Here is a 21,481-nt window from a genome sequence, read left to right on the forward strand (position 1 = left end):
GGCCCGGCTACCGTCTATAGTTGGAATCCCGGACGGTGGTGAGGAGATGGTCCATGGTCAAGTTCGCTCTATGGGTTCCGCTGCATGCGAAGCCCGGCAAGGAAAAGGAAGTCGAGGCGTTCCTGCTCGGCGGCTTGCCGCTGGTTCAGGCCGAGGCTGGCACCACAGCATGGTTTGCGCTGCGGCTCGGGCCATCCATGTTCGGCATCTTCGATGCGTTTGCCGATGAGGCCGGGCGCGACGCGCATCTCTCGGGCAAGGTGGCCGAGGCCCTGATGGCCAAGGCGCCCGACCTGTTCGCCAAGCCGCCCTCGATCGAGAAGCTGGACGTGCTGGCGGCCAAGCTGCCCTGAGCCAGTGTGCCTGCTAGCCCTTCGGGGGCAGCGAGCGCAGGCGCAGGAGGGGTGGTAGGAGGCGTTGGCTGAGGCGAAGGTTCACCGCGCGATTATGCGGTGGGCGGCACCTTTGGGTCATCTTTTTTGCCAAGCGCCTTCAAACGGCGTGCTGGCGCTCCCGTGAGCGCGGCCCGGCGGGCAGGGCGGTAGAATCCGCCTTCGTTGCTGCAGCCGCACCCGGTGCGCTGGCTGCAAGCCCGTCGCGCGTGCCGCGGTTTGTCGATCTGCTTTCGGCGCTGGATAGCGCCCCACCCCTATGAAGAAATTCGCCATTTTTATGTGCTGCATGGGAAACATTTGTCGTTCGCCGACGGCGGAGGGCGTGTTGCGTGCCAAGCTGGAGGCGGCGGGCCTGGCCGACCTGGTCGAGCTGGATTCCGCCGGCACGCATGGCTATCACATCGGGCGTGCGCCGGATGCGCGCTCCCAGCGCCATGCGCTGGCCCGTGGCTACGACCTCTCCGCGCAACGCGCGCGCCAGGCCGTGGTGCAGGACTTCGCGCGTTTCGACCTGCTGCTGGCCATGGACCAGGACAACCTGGCGGCGCTGCGCGGCATCTGCCCGGCTGGCAGCCAGGACAAGCTGCGCCTGCTGATGAGTTTCGCGAGCCGGCACGACGCGGACGAAGTGCCGGACCCCTACTACGGAGAGGGCGATGGCTTCGAGCGCGTGCTCGACTATGTCGAGGACGCCTGCGACGGCGTGATCGCCATGCTGCGTGCAAAGGGGCTTGGCGGCGCCACCTGATCGCGCTCGCCCGCCCTTGCAGCCTTTCCATTACTTTCACGAGGATTCATGTTTCGTTCCCTGTTCCGCAAATGGCGCGAGTCGCGCAATGCCAGCCTGCAACTCGACGCAATCCTGGCGGCAGCGGACCCGGAGGCGCCACTGGCGGACCGTAACGGCTGGCTGATCGAGCTAGGCTACTGGATCCGGCGCGACGGGCTGCCGGGCGCCGAAGGCGTGGCGGCCGACAAGAGCCGCCGGGAGCATGTGCGGCTGCGCTACCTGTTGCAGGTGCTTGGCCGCAATCCGGAAGTGGCGGGACGCTTTGCCTGCATGGTGCGCTCCATCGTGCGCGACAACGATCCGGTTACCTTGCTGTGCGACACCGGCGTGGCCTCCCACCCGGGCTTCTGGAGCGAGGTGCTGAACCGCCTGCAGGCGCGGTTCCTGCCGCCGCCGCCCAACCGCGGCGATCTGGCGGGCCTGTTTGCGCTGCTGTTTATCGATGGCAACGATGCCGATTGGGTCGAGGACCTCGATGGCGACCTGCTGGAACGGCTGGCTGCCGTGCTGCGCACCGATGACCCGGAAGCGCCAGGTGAAGGTGCGGCGCCGCCTGAATGGGATCGCTTTGACCGCACGCTGGCCACCAGCATCCAGGTGCTGGTCAGCCAGGTGCGTGCCACCGGGCTGAGCCAGGCGATTCGCTCGCGCCTGAAGGGGAAGGTGCAGGACACGCCATTCTTCCGCCTGGACAGCGCCGTGCAAGCCTTGTGCGAAGAGGACGAAGCGACGCGCGATGGCGAGGCCTTTGCGCACCGGCTCAACTATTTCCGCGCGCTGCTCGATGGCTGCCACCAGGCGGCCCAGCGCGTGTATGACGACCTGGAGGAGAATGGCGTCTCGGTGGAGGTGGTGTTCCAGATCGAGCGCATGAAGGTGCGGCTCGCCCGCATCGAGCTGTTGCTGGCGACCTGGGTCGAGCCTCAGCGGCGCGGCCGGCATGCCCACCTGATCGCGGCGCTGATCCGCTCCACCCAGGCGCGCCGCAGCATCGCGCACCTGGCGGGCAGTTCGTTCTCGCAACTGGCGCGCAAGGTGGTGGAGCGCTCGGCCGAGACCGGCGAGCACTACATCACGCGTGATCGCCGCGAGTATCGCGAGCTGATGCGGGCTGCCGCCGGTGGCGGCTTGATCACAGTCGGCACGGTCTATCTCAAGTTCCTGATCTACGGGCTGCACCTGGACAAGTTCATCGAGGGCCTGCTGGCCTCGCTCAACTATGCGGGCAGCTTCCTGGTGATCCATTTCGCGCATTTCACGCTGGCCACCAAGCAGCCGGCGATGACCGGCCCGGCGCTGGCGCACCGGCTCGATGCGGTCGGCAGGCCGGAAGGCCGGGAAATCTTCGTCGACGACACCATTGCGATGATCCGCTCGAATGCCGCGGCGATTTTCGGCAACCTGGTGGTGGTGTTCCCGGTGGCGATGGGCATCCAGTGGCTCGCCAACCGCATCCTGGGCGCCAACCTGATCACGCCCGCCAAGGCGATCGCCACCATCGAGTCGTTTTCCATTCTTGGCCCCACGCCGGTCTACGCCATCTTTACCGGGGTGCTCTTGTGGCTGTCGAGCCTGGTGGCGGGCTGGGCCGACAACTGGTTCGCGCTGCACAAGGTGCATGACGTGATGGCGTACAACCGCCGCCTGCGCTATGTGCTGGGAGCGCAGGGAGCCACACGGATGGCGGACTTCTGGAAGCGCAATATGTCGGGGATCGCAGCCAATGTGTCGCTAGGGCTGCTGCTCGGGCTGGGCCCGGAAATCCTCAGCTTCTTCGGCCCCCATATGGAGGTGCGGCACGTCACGTTGTCGACCGGCTCGGTGGGCACCGCGATTGGCGTGCTCGGCCTGGCCGTGCTGAAGATGCCGTCGTTCTGGCTGGCGGTGGCGGGCATTGCGCTGATGGGGTTGCTGAACGTCGCGGTGAGCTTTGCGCTGGCCTTCAACATGGCGTTGCGCTCACGCAGCCTGCGCCGGGTGGATCGCCGCGCGCTGAGCTCGGCCGTGCGGCAGCGCATCCTGAAACATCCCTGGTCGCTGATCGTGCCGCCGCGCGGGCCGTTGGCGCGGCCTCGGCGGAGCAGGGGCGGGTTTGATGCAATGCGGCAGGGGTACTTGACCGAATTAGTCAACTCTTTTATACTTGACCGAAATGATCAAGTACTCCCCAGCATCATGAGACTGACGACCAAAGGCCGCTTCGCGGTAACCGCCATGATTGACCTGGCCATGCGCCAGGATCAGGGTCCCGTTACGCTAGCGGGCATCAGCCAGCGCCAGAAAATATCCCTTTCTTACCTCGAGCAGCTGTTCGGTAAGCTGCGCCGCCACGAGATCGTGGAGAGCGTGCGCGGCCCGGGTGGCGGCTACAGCCTTGCCCGCAAGGCGGAAGACGTGACGGTGGCCGACATCATCATCGCAGTCGATGAGCCGCTCGACGCTACGCAATGCGGCGGAAAGGGTAATTGTAACGGAGATGAGGGAACCGGTCGCTGCATGACCCACGAGCTGTGGGCCACGCTGAACCAGAAAATGGTCGAGTATCTCGATTCCGTCTCCCTGAAGAACCTGGTCGACCAGCAGCGTGCCAAGAGTCCCGCTGTGTTGCACGACATGCGCGATGAGTCGGTGGCGCAAACCGTGGCCGCACCACGCGGCAAGGCGGACAAACAGGAAAAACCCGCGCGTCCGCGGGTGGTGAATTCGGTTTTCAGCCTGGCTCAGTCGTAAGGCGGGCAGCCGGCAAGAGAACAGAGAGCAACGTCAAGCATAGCGGTCCCTAAAAGGCAGTCATAACGATGAGCACCCCACATTTCCCCATTTACATGGATTACTCAGCCACCACGCCGGTAGACCCGCGCGTGGCGGACAAGATGATTCCGTACTTGCGTGAACAGTTCGGCAATCCGGCTTCGCGCAGCCACGCCTACGGCTGGGATGCCGAGCGCGCGGTGGAAGAAGCGCGTGAGCAGGTGGCGGCACTGGTGGGCGCCGATCCGCGCGAGATCGTGTGGACGTCGGGCGCAACCGAGTCCAACAACCTCGCCATCAAGGGCGCGGCTAACTTCTATTCGGGCAAGGGCAAGCACCTGATCACGGTGAAGACCGAGCACAAGGCTGTGCTCGACACCACCCGTGAACTGGAGCGCCAGGGTTTCGAGGTCACGTACCTCGACGTGCAGGACAACGGCCTGGTCGACATCGAAGTGCTCAAGGCGGCGATCCGCCCGGACACGATCCTGGTGTCGGTGATGCTGGTCAACAACGAGATCGGCGTGATCCAGGACGTGGCGCAGATCGGCGAGATCTGCCGCGCCAAGGGCATCATCTTCCATTGCGACGCTGCCCAGGCCACCGGCAAGGTAGCGATCGACCTGAATACGCTGAAGTGCGACCTGATGTCGTTCTCGGCACACAAGACCTACGGCCCCAAGGGCGTGGGCGCGCTGTACGTACGCCGCAAGCCGCGCGTGCGCCTGGAAGCGCAGATGCACGGCGGTGGCCACGAACGCGGCATGCGTTCGGGCACGCTGGCGACGCACCAGATCGTGGGCATGGGCGAAGCCTTCCGCATCGCCCGTGAGGAAATGGCAACGGAGAACGAGCGCATCCGCATGCTGCGCGACCGCCTGTGGCGCGGCCTGTCGGGCATGGAAGAGGTCTACCTGAACGGTGACCTGGAGCAGCGTGTGCCGCATAACCTCAATGTCAGCTTCAACTTTGTCGAAGGCGAATCGCTGATCATGGCAATCAAGGACGTGGCGGTGTCGTCGGGCTCGGCCTGCACCTCGGCGTCGCTGGAGCCTTCGTACGTGCTGCGCGCCCTGGGCCGCAACGACGAACTGGCGCACAGCTCGATCCGCTTTACGGTGGGTCGCTTCACCACCGAAGAAGAAGTCGATTACACCGTCGAACTGCTCAAGAGCAAGATCGCCAAGCTGCGCGACCTGTCGCCGCTGTGGGAAATGTTCAAGGACGGTGTGGACCTGAATTCCATCCAGTGGGCCGCGCACTAAGCGCCAGGATCCACGCAAGACCCCATAAATACCGATACGCCAAGAGGTAGCCATAATGTCATACAGCACGAAGGTTCTCGACCACTATGAAAACCCCCGCAACGTTGGCTCGTTCGACAAGAACGACGACGCCGTGGGCACCGGCATGGTTGGCGCGCCCGCTTGCGGCGACGTCATGAAGCTGCAGATCAAGGTCAACGAAGCCGGCGTGATCGAAGACGCCAAGTTCAAGACCTATGGCTGCGGCTCGGCCATCGCGTCCTCCTCGCTGGTGACCGAATGGGTCAAGGGCAAGACCGTGGATCAGGCACTGGAAATCAAGAACACGCACATCGCCGAAGAACTGGCGCTGCCGCCGGTGAAGATCCACTGCTCCATCCTGGCCGAGGATGCCATCAAGGCAGCGGTCGAGGATTACAAGAAGAAGCACGAAGGCGCCGAGCAGAAGGCCGCCTGAGTTCCGTGTTCAATCAAGGGATGAAGCAGCGATGATCACGCTTACCGAGAAGGCCGCCAAGCACGTGGCGCGCTACCTGGACCGCCGTGGCAAGGGCGTTGGCCTGCGCCTTGGCGTCAAGACCACCGGCTGCTCGGGCCTGGCCTACAAGCTGGAATACGTCGACGACCTGTTGCCGGAAGACAGCGTGTTCGAGTCGCACGGCATCAAGGTGATCGTCGATCCCAAGAGCTTGCCGTATATCGATGGCACCGAGCTCGATTTCGCGCGCGAAGGCCTGAACGAGGGGTTCCGCTTCAACAACCCCAACGTCAAGGATGAGTGCGGTTGCGGAGAGTCGTTCCGGGTTTGAGCGTGCTGGCATCAGCGCGCCGGATACGATGAAACGCAGCATTGTCGGCTTTCACCAGGACGAGGAAAGCCACTGGGTGGCAGAACTCGATTGCGGGCATGGCCAGCATATGCGCCACGACCCGCCCTGGCAGATGCGTCCGTGGACGCTGACGCCGCAGGGGCGGGAGGCCCGCATCGGCGAACTGGTGAACTGCCTGAAATGCGATCGGGCGGAGCCGCCGGCGGATAGGGCGGGCAGCAGCGCACAGCGCGCTGCCTGACCGGAACAGTCCGTCACATGGCTGCGGCCTGTGCCGCGCGGTCAGCGTGCCGCTTTCACGCTGAAGGAAGTTCAAGGGGCGGCGCAGCCGCTCCTTTTGTTGGGGAAGGTGTTGAAAGACGATTATTTCGCGCTGTTCGGCCTGCCGGTCGGATATGCAGTCGATGAGACGGCGCTGGACGCCGCCTACCTGACCGTGCAATCGCAGGCGCATCCGGACCGCTTTGCCAATGCCGGCGACGCCGAGCGGCGCGTGGCCATGCAATGGGCCGCGCACGCCAACGAGGCGTATCGTACGCTGCGCCAGCCGCTCAAGCGCGCGATCTACCTGCTGACGTTGCGCGGCGTGGACATCCAGGCCGAGAGCAATACCGCCATGGCGCCCGCCTTCCTGATGCAGCAGATGGAATGGCGCGAGGCCCTGCAGGAAGCGGTCGAAGACAAGGACATTGCGCGCCTCGACGCGCTGTTGCGTGAGCTGCGCGGCGAGAAACGCCAGCGCCACGCGGCGCTCGGTGCGCTGCTCGATGCCGGCGATAACGCGGGCGCCGGCAGCGCGGCCAGGCAATTGATGTTCATCGAGAAAATCGAACACGATACCAGCGAGGCGATCGACCGCCTGGAAGGCTAGGGCTCCAAGGGAGCCCAGCGCCTTCCAGGCACGTTCGCCCCAGCCATGCCACAATGGCGCCCCGGCGCGAGACCGGCCTGTCTGACAGGCCGCCTTGGCACCGCACGAATAAAGAAGATTCATCATGGCACTGCTCCAGATCTCCGAACCCGGCATGTCGCCGGCACCCCACCAGAAGCGGCTCGCGGTCGGCATCGACCTCGGCACCACCAATTCGCTGGTGGCGGCGGTTCGCAACAGCATTCCCGAAGTCCTGACCGACGAAAGCGGTCGCGCGCTGCTGCCTTCGGTCGTGCGTTACCTGTCCAAGGGTACGCAGATCGGCTACCGTGCACAGGAAGAAGCGGTGTTCGACCCCAAGAACACCATCGTCTCAGTCAAGCGCTTCATGGGGCGCGGCCTGCGCGACGTCACGCATATCGAGCATAGCCCCTACGATTTTGTCGATGCGCCCGGCATGGTGCAGATCAAGACCGTGGCCGGCGTGAAGAGCCCGGTGGAAGTCTCGGCGGAAATCCTGGCCACGCTGCGCCAGCGCGCCGAGGATTCGCTCGGCGATGAACTCGTCGGCGCGGTGATTACCGTGCCCGCCTATTTCGACGATGCCCAGCGCCAGGCCACCAAGGATGCCGCGCAGCTCGCGGGCCTGGAGGTGCTGCGCCTGCTCAACGAGCCGACCGCGGCAGCCATCGCCTACGGCCTGGACAATGCCTCGGAAGGCATCTATGCGGTGTACGACCTTGGCGGCGGCACCTTCGACATCTCCATCCTCAAGCTCACCAAGGGCGTGTTCGAGGTGATGGCAACCGGCGGTGACTCCGCCCTCGGCGGCGACGATTTCGACCAGCGCCTAATGTGCTGGATCGTCGAGCAGGCCAGCCTGCAACCGCTGTCGGCCGAGGATATGCGCCTGCTGATGGTACGCTCCCGTGCGGCCAAGGAAGCGTTGTCGGCGGCCGATTCGACCGTGATCGACGCCGTGCTGAACAGCGGCGAGATCGTCCACCTGACGCTGTCGGCCTCGACGTTTGTCGAGCTGACCGCGCCGCTGGTGCAAAGACCCTGTCGCCGGTGCGCAAGGCGCTGCGCGATGCTGGCGTGGCGGCCGACGAGGTCAAGGGCGTGGTGCTGGTTGGCGGCGCGACCCGCATGCCTTCGATCCGCAAGGCGGTGGGAGACTTCTTCGGCCAGCCGCCGCTGACCAACCTCGATCCGGACAAGGTCGTGGCGCTGGGCGCTGCCATGCAGGCCAACCTGCTGGCCGGCAACGGCGCCCCGGGCGAGGACTGGCTCCTGCTCGACGTGATCCCGCTGTCGCTTGGCGTGGAAACCATGGGCGGCCTGGTTGAGAAGATCATTCCCCGCAACAGCACCATCCCGGTGGCGCGCGCGCAGGAATTCACCACCTTCAAGGACGGCCAGACGGCCATCGCCATCCACGTGCTGCAAGGCGAGCGCGAACTGGCGAGCGATTGCCGCTCGCTGGCGCGCTTCGAGCTGCGCGGCATCCCGCCGATGGTGGCTGGCGCGGCACGCATCCGCGTGACCTACCAGGTCGACGCCGACGGGCTGCTGTCGGTCTTCGCGCGCGAAACGCAATCCGGCGTGGAAGCAACCATCGCCGTCAAGCCGTCCTACGGCCTGGCCGACGATGAGATCGCCCGGATGCTGCAGGACAGCTTCCGCGAAGCCGAGCATGACATGAAGAGCCGTGCGCTGGCGGAGGAACGGGTGGACGCCGCGCGCCTAATCGAAGCCACGCGCCGCGCGCTGGAGCTCGATGGCGACCTGCTCTCGGCCGAAGAGCGCGCCGACGTGGAACGCCTGATCACGGCTACGAGCGACATCGCCGCCGGCGAAGATCACCACGCCATCAAGACGGCGGTGGAAGCGCTGTCCCACGGCACCGACGAATTCGCCGCCCGCCGGATGGACCGCTCGATCAAGAGCGCGCTGGCCGGCCGCAAGGTGCAGGACCTGGGCTGATCCCCGAGGCCAATCGCACCGTATCTCTATCCAGGACATTCCATGCCACAGATCATCGTATTGCCCCACGTCGAACTCTGCCCCGAAGGGGCTGTGTTCGAAGCCAAGCCCGGTATCAGCATTTGCGATGCGTTGCTCAGCAACGGCATCGAGATCGAGCACGCCTGCGAGAAGTCCTGCGCCTGCACCACCTGCCACGTAGTGGTGCGCGAGGGCTTCAACTCGCTGGACGAGGCGGAAGAAAAGAGGAAGACCTGCTCGACAAGGCCTGGGGCCTGGAGCCCAACTCGCGGCTCTCCTGCCAGGCCGTGGTTGCCGACAGCGACCTCACCGTGCAGATTCCCAAGTACACGATCAACCATGCCAAGGAAGAGCATTGAGCGCGGCGCGCTCGCTGACTTGCTGGCCTGACCCGAGCTGACCGGAGAGAATTCCCATGAAGTGGACCGACACCTACGACATCGCCGCCGCCCTGTACGACAAGTACCCGGACGTGGATCCCACCACCATCCGCTTCACCGACCTGCATCGCTGGGTCATGGAGCTGGACGGTTTTGCCGACGCGGCCGATCGCTCGGGCGAGAAGATCCTGGAAGCGATTCAATCCGCCTGGATTGAAGAAGCGGAGTAAGCGCAAGTACGAGCGCAAGAACGAAAAAAGCCGCGTTTTCCGCGGCTTTTTTATGCTTTGACCGATGCCGGCTCAGCCAGCGACCAGTTGGCCATCCTGCATGTGCACACGCTCGCCGACCTGCACGCCCGGATCGGCCTGATACGTGAAGGTGCGGTGGCTGCCGTTGTCCATCTGCACGCGGACCTGGTAGCTGGTGTCCTTGCGCACGGTCTTCTCGATCTGGTTGCCGGCAAAGCCGCCGCCCACGGCACCGGCCACGGTGCCCAGGATGCGGCCATTGCCCTTGCCGATCTGGTTGCCGAGCAGGCCGCCTACCACCGCGCCGCCGACGGCGCCCAGGCCGCTGGCCGGCTTGGCGGTTTCGATCGGGGTGATGGCGACTACGCGGCCGGCATACGCGCTTCCTGGCGCCGGCTGGCGTTCGGCGTAGGCGCCGTTGTCATTGCGGCTGGCCGCGGGGCCGTAGCCTGCGTCGCGGCTGGCGGTGCTGCGCTCCTGGGCGCGGCGTGCGGCGGGTGCCGGTGCCGGTGCTGGGGCGACCGGCGCTTGCGCCAGGTTCGCGGCTTCGGGCGGTCGAGTGGTGCTGCCCGGCGCCACCGGCTGTGGTGCGGTGTCGGCGCCATTGACGGTGCCATTGGCGGTGCCATTGACGGCGACAGGCGCGGTCAGGGACTGCGGCGCCCCCTGCGTGGCCTTGCTGGTGGGCAGCACGCCGGTCATGGCGGCGACCGCGGTCAGGCTGGCGATCACGATGGCCACTGCGGCGGCGCCTACCAGCGGGTGCAGGCGGCGTTGGGCGGGCAGGGAAGCGGGCAAGGCAGGCTCGTTGGATTGGTGCAAGGTCGGATTCGACATATTGTTTTCCTCGCAAAACGCTGCCGGTCAGCGGTACTGAAGGCTAGCGATTCGATGGACTTAGTTTGGCCCAATCCACCGCCATTTTCCGTTTGATTTTGTAAGTTTGTGTAGGCTGGAATTCTCTTTTAAATCATGGATTTAGCGGCGAAAGTGCATGGCTTTCGCGGACTATCTTTGTAACAATCGCGCAGCCGCAAGCAAAAAGCCCCACCAAAGTCGGTGGGGCTCAGCTTGCTGACAAAGCCGGCTCTGCGTTGTCGTGCTCCCCTCTCCCGCGTGCGGGAGAGGGGCTGGAGGAGAGGGCGGGCGCTCGTTACGCCCGTGTGCGGGACAAAACCGAAGGCTTCGCTTCAAGTGGCTCCTAGCTAAGCCACCCCTCTCCCCGGCCCTCTCCCCTGAGGGGAGAGGGAGAGACAGCCGTCGTCATGGCGCGCGGCTTTGGCCCATCCGGCGGCTTCGGCTTGCGCATCGGCGTGGCTGCCGAATGTGTGTCAGTCCTCGCGGCGCAGATGCGGGAACAGGATGACGTCGCGGATGTTCGGGCTGTCGGTCAGCAACATCACCAGGCGGTCGATGCCGATGCCGCAGCCGCCCGTCGGGGGCATGCCGTATTCCAGCGCGCGGATGTAGTCGGCGTCGAAGTACATCGCTTCCTCGTCGCCCGCATCCTTCTGGTCGACCTGCTTGCGGAAGCGCTCGGCCTGGTCCTCGGCATCGTTCAGCTCGGAGAAGCCGTTGGCGATCTCGCGGCCGGTGATGAACAGCTCGAAGCGCTCGGTGATGCCCGGCTGGGTATCCGAGGCGCGCGCCAGCGGCGAGACTTCGACCGGGTAGTCGATGATGAACGTCGGCTCCCACAGCTGGCTCTCGGCGGTTTCCTCGAACAGCACCAGTTGCAGCGTGCCCAGGCCCGCGTTGAGGAATTGCGGAGCGCCGGTGTTGATGCCGAACTTCTTCAGCTCGGCGCGCAGGAATTCGGTGTCGGCCAGTTGCGCGTCGGTATATTGCGGCGCGAACTTCTGGATCGCCTGCGTGATGGTAAGGCGATGGAACGGCTTGGATAGGTCCAGCTCGCGATCCTGGTACGTCAGCACGGCGCTGCCGCGCGCATCGATCGCCGCCTGGCGGATCAGGTCCTCGGTGAAGTCCATCAGCCAGCGGTAGTCCGTATAGGCCGCGTAGAACTCCATCATGGTGAACTCGGGATTGTGGCGCGGGCTCACCCCTCGTTGCGGAAGTTGCGGTTGATCTCGAACACGCGCTCGAACCCGCCCACCACCAGGCGCTTCAGGTACAGCTCGGGCGCGATGCGCAGGAACATCTGCATGTCCAGCGCGTTATGGTGGGTGATGAACGGCTTGGCCGTGGCGCCGCCCGGGATCGGGTGCAGCATCGGCGTTTCGACTTCCATGAAGTCGTTGTTGGCCATGTGCCGGCGCAGCGAGCTGATGGCGTTGGTGCGGGCGCGGAAGGTGGCGCGCGTTTCCGGCGACACGATCAGGTCGACATAGCGCTGGCGGTATTTCTGTTCCTGGTCGGCCAGGCCGTAGTAGTCGCCGGGCAGCGGGCGCAGGCTCTTGGACAGCAGGCGCAGCTCGGTCACCGCCACCGACAGCTCGCCGGTCTTGGTCTTCATCAGCGTGCCGCGCGCGGCCACGATATCGCCCAGGTCCCACTTCTTGAAGGCGGCGTAGTACGTCTTCACCGATCGCGTCGCGGCTGATGTAGAACTGGATGCGGCCCGAGCCGTCCTGCACGGTGGCGAAGCTGGCCTTGCCCATCACGCGCTTGAGCATCATGCGCCCGGCGATGGCGACTTCCACCGGGGTGGCTTCGAGCGCGGCCTGCTCGGTTTCGCTGTACTGCGTGTGCAGCGCGGCGGCCTGGTGGGTCGGGCGGAAGTCGTTGGGGAAGGCCGGGCCTTGCTGACGCAGGGCCTGGAGCTTCTCGCGCCGTTCCGCGATGATCTTGTTTTCGTCGGCTGCGGCCGGGACGTTGGTCTCGGCGGGAGCGCGGTTGGATTCGGTCATGATGTCTTGGTGAGTCGCTCGGGCCAGGCCCGCGCGAGGTTCATGTATTGCGGATGTCGTCGAGCTCGGTGCTGCCGAAGTCAGGCCGCTGCAGGTAAGCGGCGATGCGCTGCGCGGTGTCGTCGGCCGAGGCCAGCTGGTCGTTGTCCTTGAGGTCGCGGAAACGCTGCACCTGCGCAAAGTCGGCGCTGCGGATGGTGGCCTGCATGCCGGTATCGACCACGCCCGGCGCCAGCGCAACCGCACGCACGGCGCGCTCCGCCGGCGCCTGCGCGTATTCGGCGTTGATGGAGCGCACGAACATGTCCAGGCCCGCCTTGCCGGCGCAATACGCGCTCCAGCCCTCGACCGGGCGGCGCGCGGCGCCGGACGAGATCGCCAGGATCTTGCGCGGGCAGCCAAAGCGTTCGGTGTGCGCGAGGAAGGCCGCGGTCATGGTCATCGGCGTGGCCAGGTTGGTCAGCAGATGCTGCACCAGCGCCGGCTCACGCAGGTTGGCGATGGGGCCGATCGGATCGATCATGCCCGCGTTCAGGATCAGCGTGACGCTTGCGGGCGTTTCCTCGACGACATCGAGCACGCTGCCGAGCCAGGTTGCCGACGGGCCGGCCTGCGAGAGATCTTGCAGGTGCCAGGCTACCTTGACGCCGCTGGCGGTCGCGGCACGTTCCAGCTCGGGATTGCGGCTGCGGGACACGCACACCAGGCGGTTGCCCGGTTTGAGCAATACCTGCGTCAGCGCGGCACCGAGTCCGCGCGAGGTGCCCGTGATGATGATCAGATGCGTTGCTGCGGTCGATGCTGCGGTCATGGTCGAGATTGTCCCGGCAGGTGAGTTGCCGCACCTGCCGCCGCCACGCGCCGGTCCGTTCGGGGGCGCGTGGCGGCGGCGCGGCGCCGCTGCGTGTTACAGCCCTTGCTTCAGGCTGGCTACGATGAAGGGATCCAGGTCGCCGTCCAGCACCTTCTGCGTGTTGGACATTTCCACGTTGGTGCGCAGATCCTTGATGCGGCTCTGGTCCAGCACGTACGAGCGGATCTGGTGGCCCCAGCCCACGTCGGTCTTGGACGACTCCAGCTTGTCGGCTTCGGCCTGGCGCTTGCGCATTTCGTGCTCGTACAGGCGCGACTTCAGCATCGACATGGCTTCGGCGCGGTTGCGGTGCTGCGAGCGGTCGTTCTGGCACTGCACCACAATGCCGGTCGGGATGTGCGTGATCCGCACGGCCGAATCGGTCTTGTTGATGTGCTGGCCGCCCGCGCCGGAGGCACGGTAGGTATCCACGCGCAGGTCCGCCGGATTGACGTCGACCTCGAACGACTCGTCCACCTCGGGGTAGACGAAGACCGACGAGAACGACGTGTGGCGTCCGCCCGACGAATCGAACGGCGACTTGCGCACCAGGCGGTGCACGCCGGTTTCCGTGCGCAGGTAGCCGAACGCGTACTCGCCCTCGACCTTGATCGTGGCGCTCTTGATGCCCGCCACGTCGCCTTCCGACTCTTCCAGCACTTCGGCCTTGAAGCCCTTGCGCTCGCAATACTTCAGGTACTGGCGCAGCAGCATCGACGCCCAGTCGCAGGCTTCAGTGCCACCGGCGCCGGCCTGGATGTCGATAAAGGCGTTGGCCTGGTCCATTTCGCCGGAGAACATGCGGCGGAATTCCATGTCGGCGACGATGGCCTCGAAGCCGGATACGTCGGTCTCGATGGCTTCCAGCGTGTCGTCGTCGCCTTCTTCGCGCGCGAGCTCGAACAGCTCGTCGGCGCCGCTAAGGTCGTCGGTGAGCTTGCTGAGCACGCTGACCACGCCCTCCAGCATTTTCTTTTCCTTGCCGAGATCCTGGGCCCGCTTGGGGTTGTTCCAGACCTCGGGGTCCTCGAGTTCGCCGTTGACTTCGTCGAGTCGTCCTACTTTGACATCGTAGTCAAAGATACCCCCGTAGATCTTCCGTTCGCGAACGGAGATCAGAGATGGCACCGGAGATGGCGTTGAGGCGTTCTGCTTCCATGATGTTCCTGCGCTTTCAAAACCCTGAATTATAGCGGATCGGAGGCTTCGGCCCCCGCTGTGATAGCGTCTGTTGCGTGATTTCGAACGGATTGCCCCCTGGAGGGTCTACAGTTGCGGGTGCGGCATGGCCGACTCGAACGCGCCGTCGGCCCAAGGCAGGTGACAAGGCCGGCTTCAAGATATGGACAGGGAGGGACAATAAGTACGTGATGACGCAAAGCAACCACGACAAGACGAACGCGCGGCGCCGCGCGCTTGGCCTGCTGGCCGCCGCTGCTGCCGCGTGCCTGGCCGCCGGCTGCGGCACCCTGGCCAGCGAGCCCGCGCCGGATGGTTACTACCGGGTGCAGAGCGGCGATACCTTGTACACCGTGGCCCGGCGGCACAAGCGCTCGGTGCGCGACCTGGTGCGCTGGAACCAGTTGCCCAGCGCGGACCGCATCGAAGTCGGGCAGCTGCTGCGGATCCGCCCGCCGGCTGGCGCCAGCGCCAGCTCCGGTACGGGCGCTGGCAACGGCCCGGTGGCGGTCGGGGACACCCCGCGGGTGGACAACAGCGCGCCGTCGCGCGCGCCTGCCACCAGCATCCGCCTGCAATGGCCGGCCGACGGCCGCGTGACCGCCAGCTACGGGCCGCCCGCCAGCAAGGGCCTGCGCATCAACACGGCGCCCGGCAGCGTGGTACGCGCGTCCGCCGCGGGCAAGGCCATCCACGTAGGCAACCTGCGCGGCTACGGCATGCTGGTGATCATCAAGCACGACGACAACTGGCTGACCGTGTACGGCAACCTGGACAAGCCCTCGGTCAGCGAGGGCGCGCAGGTCTCCAGCGGGCAGGAGGTCGGGCGCATGGGCACGGCCGACAGCGAGCTGCATTTCGAGGTGCGCAACAACGGCAAGCCGGTGGATCCGGCGGGATTGCTCCCGGCGCGCGGCTAAGGTTAAGCCGCTGGCCAGCCGGGCGCGCTACTGCGCGTGCTCGATCACCATCTGCACCCGCGTGATGCCGTTGAAGGTGTTGTTGTCGAGCCGGTAGGCCACCAGCGCGCTGGCGCCCAGCGAATCCGCGTGGTTGAACCAGATCGCGTCGAAGCGCTGGCTGCCGCGCCCAAGCTGCAGCTTCAGGTGCTTGCCCTTGAGCACGCTCTGGCGCAGCACGTTGAACTCGCCGCAGAAGGTGGGCGCCGGGAAGCCCTGGCCCCAGACCTGCTGCTCCAGCAGCGAGACGAATTCCGGGCTGAAGCAGGCATCCTCGATGTCGCCATCGGTCTCGATCACCCGCGCCAGCTGCTCGTCGCTCAGCCATTCGCGCCCCACGGCCTCGAACGCTTCCATGAACTGCCCGAAGCTGTCGGCGCCGAGGGTCAGGCCGGCCGCCATGGCGTGGCCGCCAAACTTCTTCAGCAGGCCGGGATGGCGCTTGGACACCAGGTCCAGCGCATCGCGCAGGTGAAAGCCCGGGATCGAGCGGCCCGAGCCCTTGATCGTGTCCTCGTCGCCCGGCGCGAAGGTGATGGTGGGGCGGTGGTATTTTTCCTTGAGCCGCGAGGCCACGATGCCGATCACGCCCTGGTGCCAGGTGTCGTTGAAGACGCTGACGGTAAAGCGCGCGGCCGGGTCCAGCGCGCCCAGTGGGCCTTCCAGGATCTGCAAGGCTTCCTGCTGCATGCCGGCTTCGATGTCGCGCCGCTCGCGGTTCATGCCGTCGAGTTCCTGGGCGATCTCCCAGGCGCGGTTGGCGTCATCGGTCAGCAGGCATTCGATGCCTAGCGACATGTCGGCCAGCCGCCCGGCGGCGTTCAGGCGCGGGCCCACGCCAAAGCCCAGGTCGAAGGTATTGGCGCGCGTGGCCTCGCGCCCGGCGGCGCGGAACAGCGCGGCCACGCCGGCGTGCATGCGTCCGGCGCGCATGCGCTTCAAGCCCTGCGCCACCAGGATGCGGTTGTTGCTGTCGAGCTTGACCACGTCGGCGACCGTGCCCAGCGCAACCAGGTCGAGCAGGGTGTCCAGGCGCGGCTGGGTCTGCGCGTCGAACACGCCGCGGCGGCGCAGTTCGGCACGCAAGGCCAGCAGCACGTAGAACATCACGCCCACGCCTGCCAGGTTCTTGCTGGGGAATTCGCAGCCGGGCTGGTTGGGATTGACGATCACCGCCGCGTCGGGCAACTGGTCGCCGGGCAAGTGGTGGTCGGTCACTACCACGTCGATGCCGAGCGCATTGGCCGCCGCCACGCCGTCGACGCTGGCAATGCCGTTGTCCACTGTCACGATCACGTCCGGCTGCTGCTTCGCGGCCAGCGCGACGATCTCCGGGGTCAGGCCGTAGCCGTACTCGAAGCGGTTGGGCACGATGTAGTCGATGCGCGCCCCCAGCATGCGCAGGCCGCGCACGCCCACCGCGCAGGCGGTGGCGCCGTCGCAGTCATAGTCGGCCACGATCAGCAGGCGCCGGCCGGCGGCGATGGCGTCGGCAAGGTAGGTGGCCGCGTGGTCGATGCCTTTCATGGCCGCCGGCGGCACCAGGCCGGGCAGCTCGGTGGCGAGCTCGGCCGGCTCGCGCACGCCACGTGCCGACAGGATGCGCGCCAGCGTGGGATGCAGGCCGAACCCGGCCAGCTTGCCGGCGTGCTCGGCGGAAAAAGAGCGAACAGCGATTTTTGTCATTGCGGGGTCTTGCGGAAAACCAGGTGATCGGGCGGCATATCAGGCGGCATAAGCCAGGTCGGACAGCAGCGCGCGCCAGTCGCCGCGCTGCCCCAGGCCGCGCCAGAACTTGCGCAGGTCGGCGCGGCGGACGGTGAACTCGGCGTAGTGATTGTCGCCAGACAGCATCAGCGTGAGCGCCTGCAACTGCCCGCCTTCGAGGGCGGCCAGGGCGGGCGCGAACCATTCGGCGTCGAGCGTGTGCATGCGCTCGATCCACAGGCCCCAGTCCTGGGCGATATAAGACTCGATGGCGTCCTCCAGCAGCACCATGGCGCTGCCCTGCATGCCTTCGACGGCCTTGAAGCGGGGCGGCAGGGGCTGGCATGCGGCGCCGCCGGCCAGCGCCAGGCCGCGCACGAAGGCGTCGCCGGTCAGTACCGTGTCGGCCAGGCGCGGCACCGGTTGCAGGGTGCCGCCGCCGTGGAGCCAGACCGAATTGACGGAAAACTCCCCGGCAGCTTCCCTGGCCTGGTTCACCGGATGGTCGTGCCAGGTCATCTGGATCTCGTTCTGGATCCGGCGCCAGTCGCGCGCGCGCTCACCGGCCTGCATCCACACGTCGATGTTGCGGCCGGTGGCGCGCAGGGGCTGGCGGCGACAAGCGGCCCGAACACGGCTTGCGGGATGTACCAGCGCGCCGGATGCGGTGTTTCAAGCACAATGCCGGATTCCTGCAGCAGCGCCGCCACCGCGGCATGCAGGGCGGCGGACTCCTCTGCCCGGATATGCAGCTGGGCCGGGTCCATCAGCACCAGGTGGTCGCGCGCGGCATGGATATGCACCGGCTGCAGGCAGGCCCAGGCCTGGCCATCGTCCGCGGCGGCGCCCGTGCCGGCGGCGGTCATGTCGGCCAGGCGCATGTACGGGGCGCTGGGCACACGGGCTGTGTCGAGCCCGGCACGCCCGGCCAGCCAGCGCTCATGCGGCAGCGCGCGCAGGAAGGGGTCGTCGTGCCGCTCGCGCGGGCCGGGGCTGGCGCGCGTGAGCAACTTTCCCAGCGCCGGCAACTCCAACTGCCGCAGCAGGGCTTCGAGCATGGCGTCGTTGCCACCGCCGTCGGCGTCGATCGCGGCGCCGGGCGGGACAGAAAAGGGCACAATCAGGGTCAGGTGCGTCATCATGGTGCCGAGATTGTAAACTTGCGGCTGGCCGGCGGCGGAAATATCGTCCCCGGCCCGGTTGCGACAGTGGCGCGGGCGGCGCCTCGGGTGCGCGGCCGGCAAGCCATCAGCGGCGTTGGCGGTGTGGCGCCGGCGTTTCTCCTTAACAACAGGAACCCTCTTGAACTTTCCTTACGAGTGGCAGATCGGTTGGCGATACACCCGCGCAAGCAAGCGCGCCAGCCGCAACACCTTTATTTCCTTTATCTCGATGATTTCCATGCTCGGCATCGCGCTGGGCGTGGCGGCGCTGATCGTGGTGCTGTCGGTGATGAACGGCTTCCAGAAAGAAGTGCGCGATCGCATGCTCTCGGTGCTGTCGCACATCGAGGTGGTCGGCCCCGGGGCGCTGCCCGACTGGCAGAAGACCGCCGCCGAGGCGATGCGCAACAAGGAAGTGATCGGTGCCGCGCCCTATGTGGCCGCGCAGGCCATGCTGACCCGCGAGGATGCCGTGCGCGGCGTGCTGTTGCGCGGGGTCGAGCCTTCGGAAGAACCCAAGGTTTCCGATATCGGCAAGCAGTTCCGGGGCGGCAGCATGGATGGCCTGCTTCCGGGCGAATTCGGCATCGCTCTCGGCAATGAACTGGCCAACGCGATGGGCGTGCAGGTGGGCGACAAGGTCACGCTGGTGGTGCCGCAGGGCACCATCACGCCGGCCGGCGTGCTGCCGAGGCTCAAGCAGTTCACCGTGGTCGGGGTGTTCTCGTCCGGCCATTTCGAGTTCGACAACGCGTTGGCGCTGATCAATATCCGCGACGCCGAAGCCATGTTCCGTCTCACCGGGCCCACCGGCGTGCGTTTGAAACTGACGGACATGCAACGCGCGCCCCAGGTGGCCGACGAGCTGGCCGGCACGCTCTCCGGCGAGCTCTACCTGCGCGACTGGTCCAAGCAGAACCGCAACTGGTTTGCCGCGGTGCAGACCGAGAAGCGCATGATGTTCATCATCCTGACGCTGATCATCGCGGTGGCGGCCTTCAACCTGGTGTCCACGCTGGTGATGACCGTCACGGACAAGCAGGCTGACATCGCCATCCTGCGCACCATGGGCGCCCAGCCCAGTTCGATCACCAAGATCTTTATCGTGCAGGGCATTGCCATCGGCTTTATCGGGACCTTGGCGGGCGTTGCCGGCGGTGCGCTGATCGCCTTCAACATCGATGTGATCGTGCCCTTTATCGAGCGGCTGCTGCATGTGCAGTTCCTGCCGCGCGACATCTATTTCATCAGCGAACTGCCCTCGGATCCCCGCGTGAACGACATTGCGACCATCGGTATCGTCTCCTTTGTGCTGTCCATCCTGGCCACGCTCTACCCAAGCTGGCGCGCTGCCCGCGTCAACCCGGCGGAGGCGCTGCGCTATGAGTGAAACCCTGCTGCGTGCCGTGCCGGCTGGCAATGCCGCCGATTCCGCCGATTCCGCCGGCAAGGCCGCATCCGATACGCCGGTGTTGCTGGCCGAAGGCCTGACCAAGCGCTTCCGCCAGGGCGGCCTGGACGTGACCGTGCTCAAGGGCGTGGATGTCCGGGTGGATGCGGGCGAGAAAGTCGCCATCGTCGGTGCGTCCGGTTCGGGCAAGAGCACGCTGCTGCATGTGCTGGGCGGGCTCGACAACCCGGACAGCGGACGCGTCGCCCTGAAGGGCCGGCCCTTCACCGCGCTGCGCGAGAGCGAGCGCAATATCGTGCGCAACCGCGAGCTGGGCTTCATCTACCAGTTCCATCACCTGCTGCCCGAGTTCACCGCGCTGGACAACGTGGCCATGCCGATGCGCATCCGCGGGCTGCGCCAGCCCGAGGCGCGCGCGGCGGCGATGACGGTGCTGGAGCGCGTGGGCCTGGGCGACCGGGCGCAGCACCGGCCCGGCGAGCTGTCCGGCGGCGAGCGCCAGCGGGTCGCCATCGCCCGCGCGCTGGTGGGCGGCCCAGCCTGCGTGCTGGCCGACGAGCCCACCGGCAACCTGGACGACCACACCGCGGGCGGCGTCTACGACCTGATGCTGGAGCTGTCGCGCACGCTGGGCACCAGCTTTGTCATCGTGACCCACGACCTCGACCTGGCCAGCCGCTGCGATCGCGTGCTGCGCCTGCGCGACGGGCATATCCACCGCGAGCGCTAACAGCGCGCCAGCCCGGCACCAGCGGAGCCTGCCATGTGGATCGATACCCATTGCCACCTCGACGCCGGTGAATTCGATGCCGACCGTGACGCCGTTGCCGCCGCCGCTGCCACGGCGGGGGTGACGGGCATCGTGCTGCCGGCGGTGGCCGTGTCGAACTTCGCCGCGGTGCGCTCGCTGGCGCACCGCCACGATAGCTGCGTCTACGCGCTGGGGATCCATCCGCTGTGCACGCCGGGTGCGGGGCGGGGCGACCTCGACGCCTTGCGCCGCGAGGTGCAGGCCTCGCTGGCCGATCCGCGCTTTGTCGGCATCGGCGAGATCGGGCTCGACTTCTTCGTGCCCGGCCTCGATGCCGCGCATCAGGCCTGGATCTATGCCGAGCAGCTCAAGCTTGCCCGCGAGTTCGACTTGCCGGTGCTGCTGCACGTGCGCAAGTCGCAGGACCAGGTGGCGGCCCAGTTGCGCCGCATCGGCGTGCGCCAGGGCATTGCCCATGCCTTCAACGGCAGCGTGCAGCAGGCCCGGGGGTTTATCGACCAGGGCCTCAAGCTGGGCTTTGGCGGCAACCTGACCTTCAGCCGCGCCAACCAGATCCGGCGCCTGGCGGCGGAGCTGCCGCTCGACGCCATCGTGCTCGAGACAGACGCGCCCGACATCGCACCTGCATGGCTGTCCGACGACCAGTTTGGCGAGCAGCACAAGGCGCGCAACACGCCTGCCGAAGTGGCCGGCGTGGCCCGGGTGCTGGGCGAGTTGCGCGGCCTCGAAGCCGCGCCGCTGGCGCAGGCGATGTGGCGCAACTCCGTGGGCGCATTGCCGCGGCTGGGCGCGTTTGCGGCAACCATGTTCCCCTCAGCATTGCCTGCCCCGGCCCCGGCCGAAACAATCGGCAACCAACCCGTTTCATCCTGACAAGCCTCACGGCCGGTGACGGCCGTATAAGCGAGACGCATCCGATATCCCATCTAACCGTTGGGGAATCCGCATGCGTCTGTTCTTGCTCGCCTTCGTGGGGCGGGCTGCTGGTGGCTGCAGCAACAAGGCTCGCTGCCGCGTGGCGGCGCGG

At 66.4% G+C, this 21,481-nt stretch carries 17 protein-coding genes and 5 pseudogenes; 16 read left to right on the forward strand and 6 right to left on the reverse strand.

Annotation, left to right across the window (positions count from 1 at the left end):
• Positions 1–53: 53 nt before the first annotated feature.
• From OMK73_RS35450 to iscX, 12 genes and pseudogenes are all read left to right on the forward strand, one after another.
• Positions 54–353 (forward strand): putative quinol monooxygenase, encoded by a 300-nt coding sequence (locus OMK73_RS35450; RefSeq protein ID WP_267606094.1) that lies wholly within the window; start codon positions 54–56, stop codon positions 351–353.
• Positions 354–651: 298 nt separating this feature from the next.
• The gene (locus OMK73_RS35455; RefSeq protein WP_267606095.1) at positions 652–1,143 is read left to right on the forward strand and encodes a low molecular weight protein-tyrosine-phosphatase; all 492 of its coding nucleotides are present in this window, start codon (positions 652–654) and stop codon (positions 1,141–1,143) included.
• Between the two features lie 48 nt (positions 1,144–1,191).
• Positions 1,192–3,276: pseudogene (locus OMK73_RS35460) on the forward strand (site-specific recombinase); the annotation flags it as partial.
• Between the two features lie 84 nt (positions 3,277–3,360).
• A complete protein-coding gene (gene iscR, locus OMK73_RS35465) occupies positions 3,361–3,915 on the forward strand; it encodes a Fe-S cluster assembly transcriptional regulator IscR (protein ID WP_267606631.1) in 555 nt (184 codons plus the stop codon).
• 62 nt (positions 3,916–3,977) lie between these two features.
• A complete protein-coding gene (locus tag OMK73_RS35470; RefSeq protein ID WP_318230773.1) occupies positions 3,978–5,201 on the forward strand; it encodes an IscS subfamily cysteine desulfurase in 1,224 nt (407 codons plus the stop codon).
• Positions 5,202–5,256: 55 nt separating this feature from the next.
• Positions 5,257–5,658, forward strand: a complete 402-nt coding sequence (gene iscU, locus OMK73_RS35475; RefSeq protein ID WP_006160178.1) for a Fe-S cluster assembly scaffold IscU — start codon at positions 5,257–5,259, stop codon at positions 5,656–5,658.
• Positions 5,659–5,689: 31 nt separating this feature from the next.
• Positions 5,690–6,010, forward strand: coding sequence for an iron-sulfur cluster assembly protein IscA (iscA, locus tag OMK73_RS35480; protein ID WP_017229301.1), 321 nt, complete (start codon positions 5,690–5,692; stop codon positions 6,008–6,010).
• A 28-nt stretch (positions 6,011–6,038) separates the two neighbouring features.
• Positions 6,039–6,272, forward strand: coding sequence for a DUF3565 domain-containing protein (locus OMK73_RS35485; RefSeq protein ID WP_267606097.1), 234 nt, complete (start codon positions 6,039–6,041; stop codon positions 6,270–6,272).
• A 111-nt stretch (positions 6,273–6,383) separates the two neighbouring features.
• Positions 6,384–6,902, forward strand: a complete 519-nt coding sequence (gene hscB / locus OMK73_RS35490) for a Fe-S protein assembly co-chaperone HscB (protein WP_267606099.1) — start codon at positions 6,384–6,386, stop codon at positions 6,900–6,902.
• 124 nt (positions 6,903–7,026) lie between these two features.
• Positions 7,027–8,888 (forward strand): annotated as a pseudogene (gene hscA, locus OMK73_RS35495) (Fe-S protein assembly chaperone HscA).
• A 42-nt stretch (positions 8,889–8,930) separates the two neighbouring features.
• Positions 8,931–9,268 (forward strand): annotated as a pseudogene (gene fdx / locus OMK73_RS35500) (ISC system 2Fe-2S type ferredoxin).
• A 56-nt stretch (positions 9,269–9,324) separates the two neighbouring features.
• On the forward strand, positions 9,325–9,519 hold the full coding sequence (gene iscX, locus OMK73_RS35505; protein WP_183035677.1) for a Fe-S cluster assembly protein IscX: 195 nt from the start codon (positions 9,325–9,327) through the stop codon (positions 9,517–9,519).
• 72 nt (positions 9,520–9,591) lie between these two features.
• Here the strand turns inward: iscX and OMK73_RS35510 are convergent, their stop codons facing one another.
• From OMK73_RS35510 to prfB, 4 genes and pseudogenes are all read right to left on the reverse strand, one after another.
• Complete coding sequence (locus tag OMK73_RS35510) at positions 9,592–10,377, reverse strand: glycine zipper 2TM domain-containing protein (protein WP_267606100.1); 786 nt, start codon at positions 10,375–10,377, stop codon at positions 9,592–9,594.
• Between the two features lie 494 nt (positions 10,378–10,871).
• Positions 10,872–12,410, reverse strand: a pseudogene (lysS, locus tag OMK73_RS35515) (lysine--tRNA ligase).
• Positions 12,411–12,450: 40 nt separating this feature from the next.
• Positions 12,451–13,221, reverse strand: a complete 771-nt coding sequence (locus tag OMK73_RS35520) for an SDR family oxidoreductase (RefSeq protein ID WP_267606102.1) — start codon at positions 13,219–13,221, stop codon at positions 12,451–12,453.
• A gap of 96 nt (positions 13,222–13,317) precedes the next feature.
• A protein-coding gene (prfB, locus tag OMK73_RS35525) for a peptide chain release factor 2 (protein WP_267606103.1) occupies positions 13,318–14,422 on the reverse strand; the annotation gives its coding sequence in 2 pieces (ribosomal slippage) (positions 13,318–14,340 and positions 14,342–14,422; 1,104 coding nt in all).
• A 211-nt stretch (positions 14,423–14,633) separates the two neighbouring features.
• Between prfB and OMK73_RS35530 the strand changes: the two genes are divergently transcribed.
• Positions 14,634–15,362 carry a peptidoglycan DD-metalloendopeptidase family protein gene (locus tag OMK73_RS35530; protein ID WP_267606104.1) on the forward strand — a complete coding sequence of 243 codons (729 nt, stop codon included), beginning with the start codon at positions 14,634–14,636 and terminating at the stop codon, positions 15,360–15,362.
• Positions 15,363–15,389: 27 nt separating this feature from the next.
• On the opposite strand, the gene recJ is transcribed toward OMK73_RS35530, so the two are convergent.
• Together recJ and OMK73_RS35540 are read right to left on the reverse strand one after the other, a co-directional pair.
• Positions 15,390–17,087 carry a single-stranded-DNA-specific exonuclease RecJ gene (gene recJ, locus OMK73_RS35535; protein ID WP_267606105.1) on the reverse strand — a complete coding sequence of 566 codons (1,698 nt, stop codon included), beginning with the start codon at positions 17,085–17,087 and terminating at the stop codon, positions 15,390–15,392.
• Between the two features lie 39 nt (positions 17,088–17,126).
• Positions 17,127–18,250, reverse strand: a pseudogene (locus OMK73_RS35540) (hypothetical protein).
• A 160-nt stretch (positions 18,251–18,410) separates the two neighbouring features.
• Here OMK73_RS35540 and OMK73_RS35545 point away from each other — a divergent pair.
• From OMK73_RS35545 to OMK73_RS35555, 3 genes are read left to right on the forward strand one after another with little or no spacing between them, the layout of a single operon-like run.
• A complete protein-coding gene (locus OMK73_RS35545) occupies positions 18,411–19,661 on the forward strand; it encodes a lipoprotein-releasing ABC transporter permease subunit (RefSeq protein ID WP_267606107.1) in 1,251 nt (416 codons plus the stop codon).
• The gene (lolD, locus tag OMK73_RS35550) at positions 19,654–20,412 is read left to right on the forward strand and encodes a lipoprotein-releasing ABC transporter ATP-binding protein LolD (RefSeq protein WP_267606108.1); all 759 of its coding nucleotides are present in this window, start codon (positions 19,654–19,656) and stop codon (positions 20,410–20,412) included. The genes OMK73_RS35545 and lolD overlap by 8 nt, the downstream gene beginning before the upstream one ends.
• A 33-nt stretch (positions 20,413–20,445) precedes the next feature.
• The gene (locus OMK73_RS35555; RefSeq protein WP_267606109.1) at positions 20,446–21,327 is read left to right on the forward strand and encodes a TatD family hydrolase; all 882 of its coding nucleotides are present in this window, start codon (positions 20,446–20,448) and stop codon (positions 21,325–21,327) included.
• Positions 21,328–21,481: the final 154 nt, after the last annotated feature.

It is taken from the genome of Cupriavidus sp. D39 (assembly GCF_026627925.1).
Taxonomy (GTDB): Bacteria; Pseudomonadota; Gammaproteobacteria; order Burkholderiales; family Burkholderiaceae; genus Cupriavidus; species Cupriavidus ulmosensis.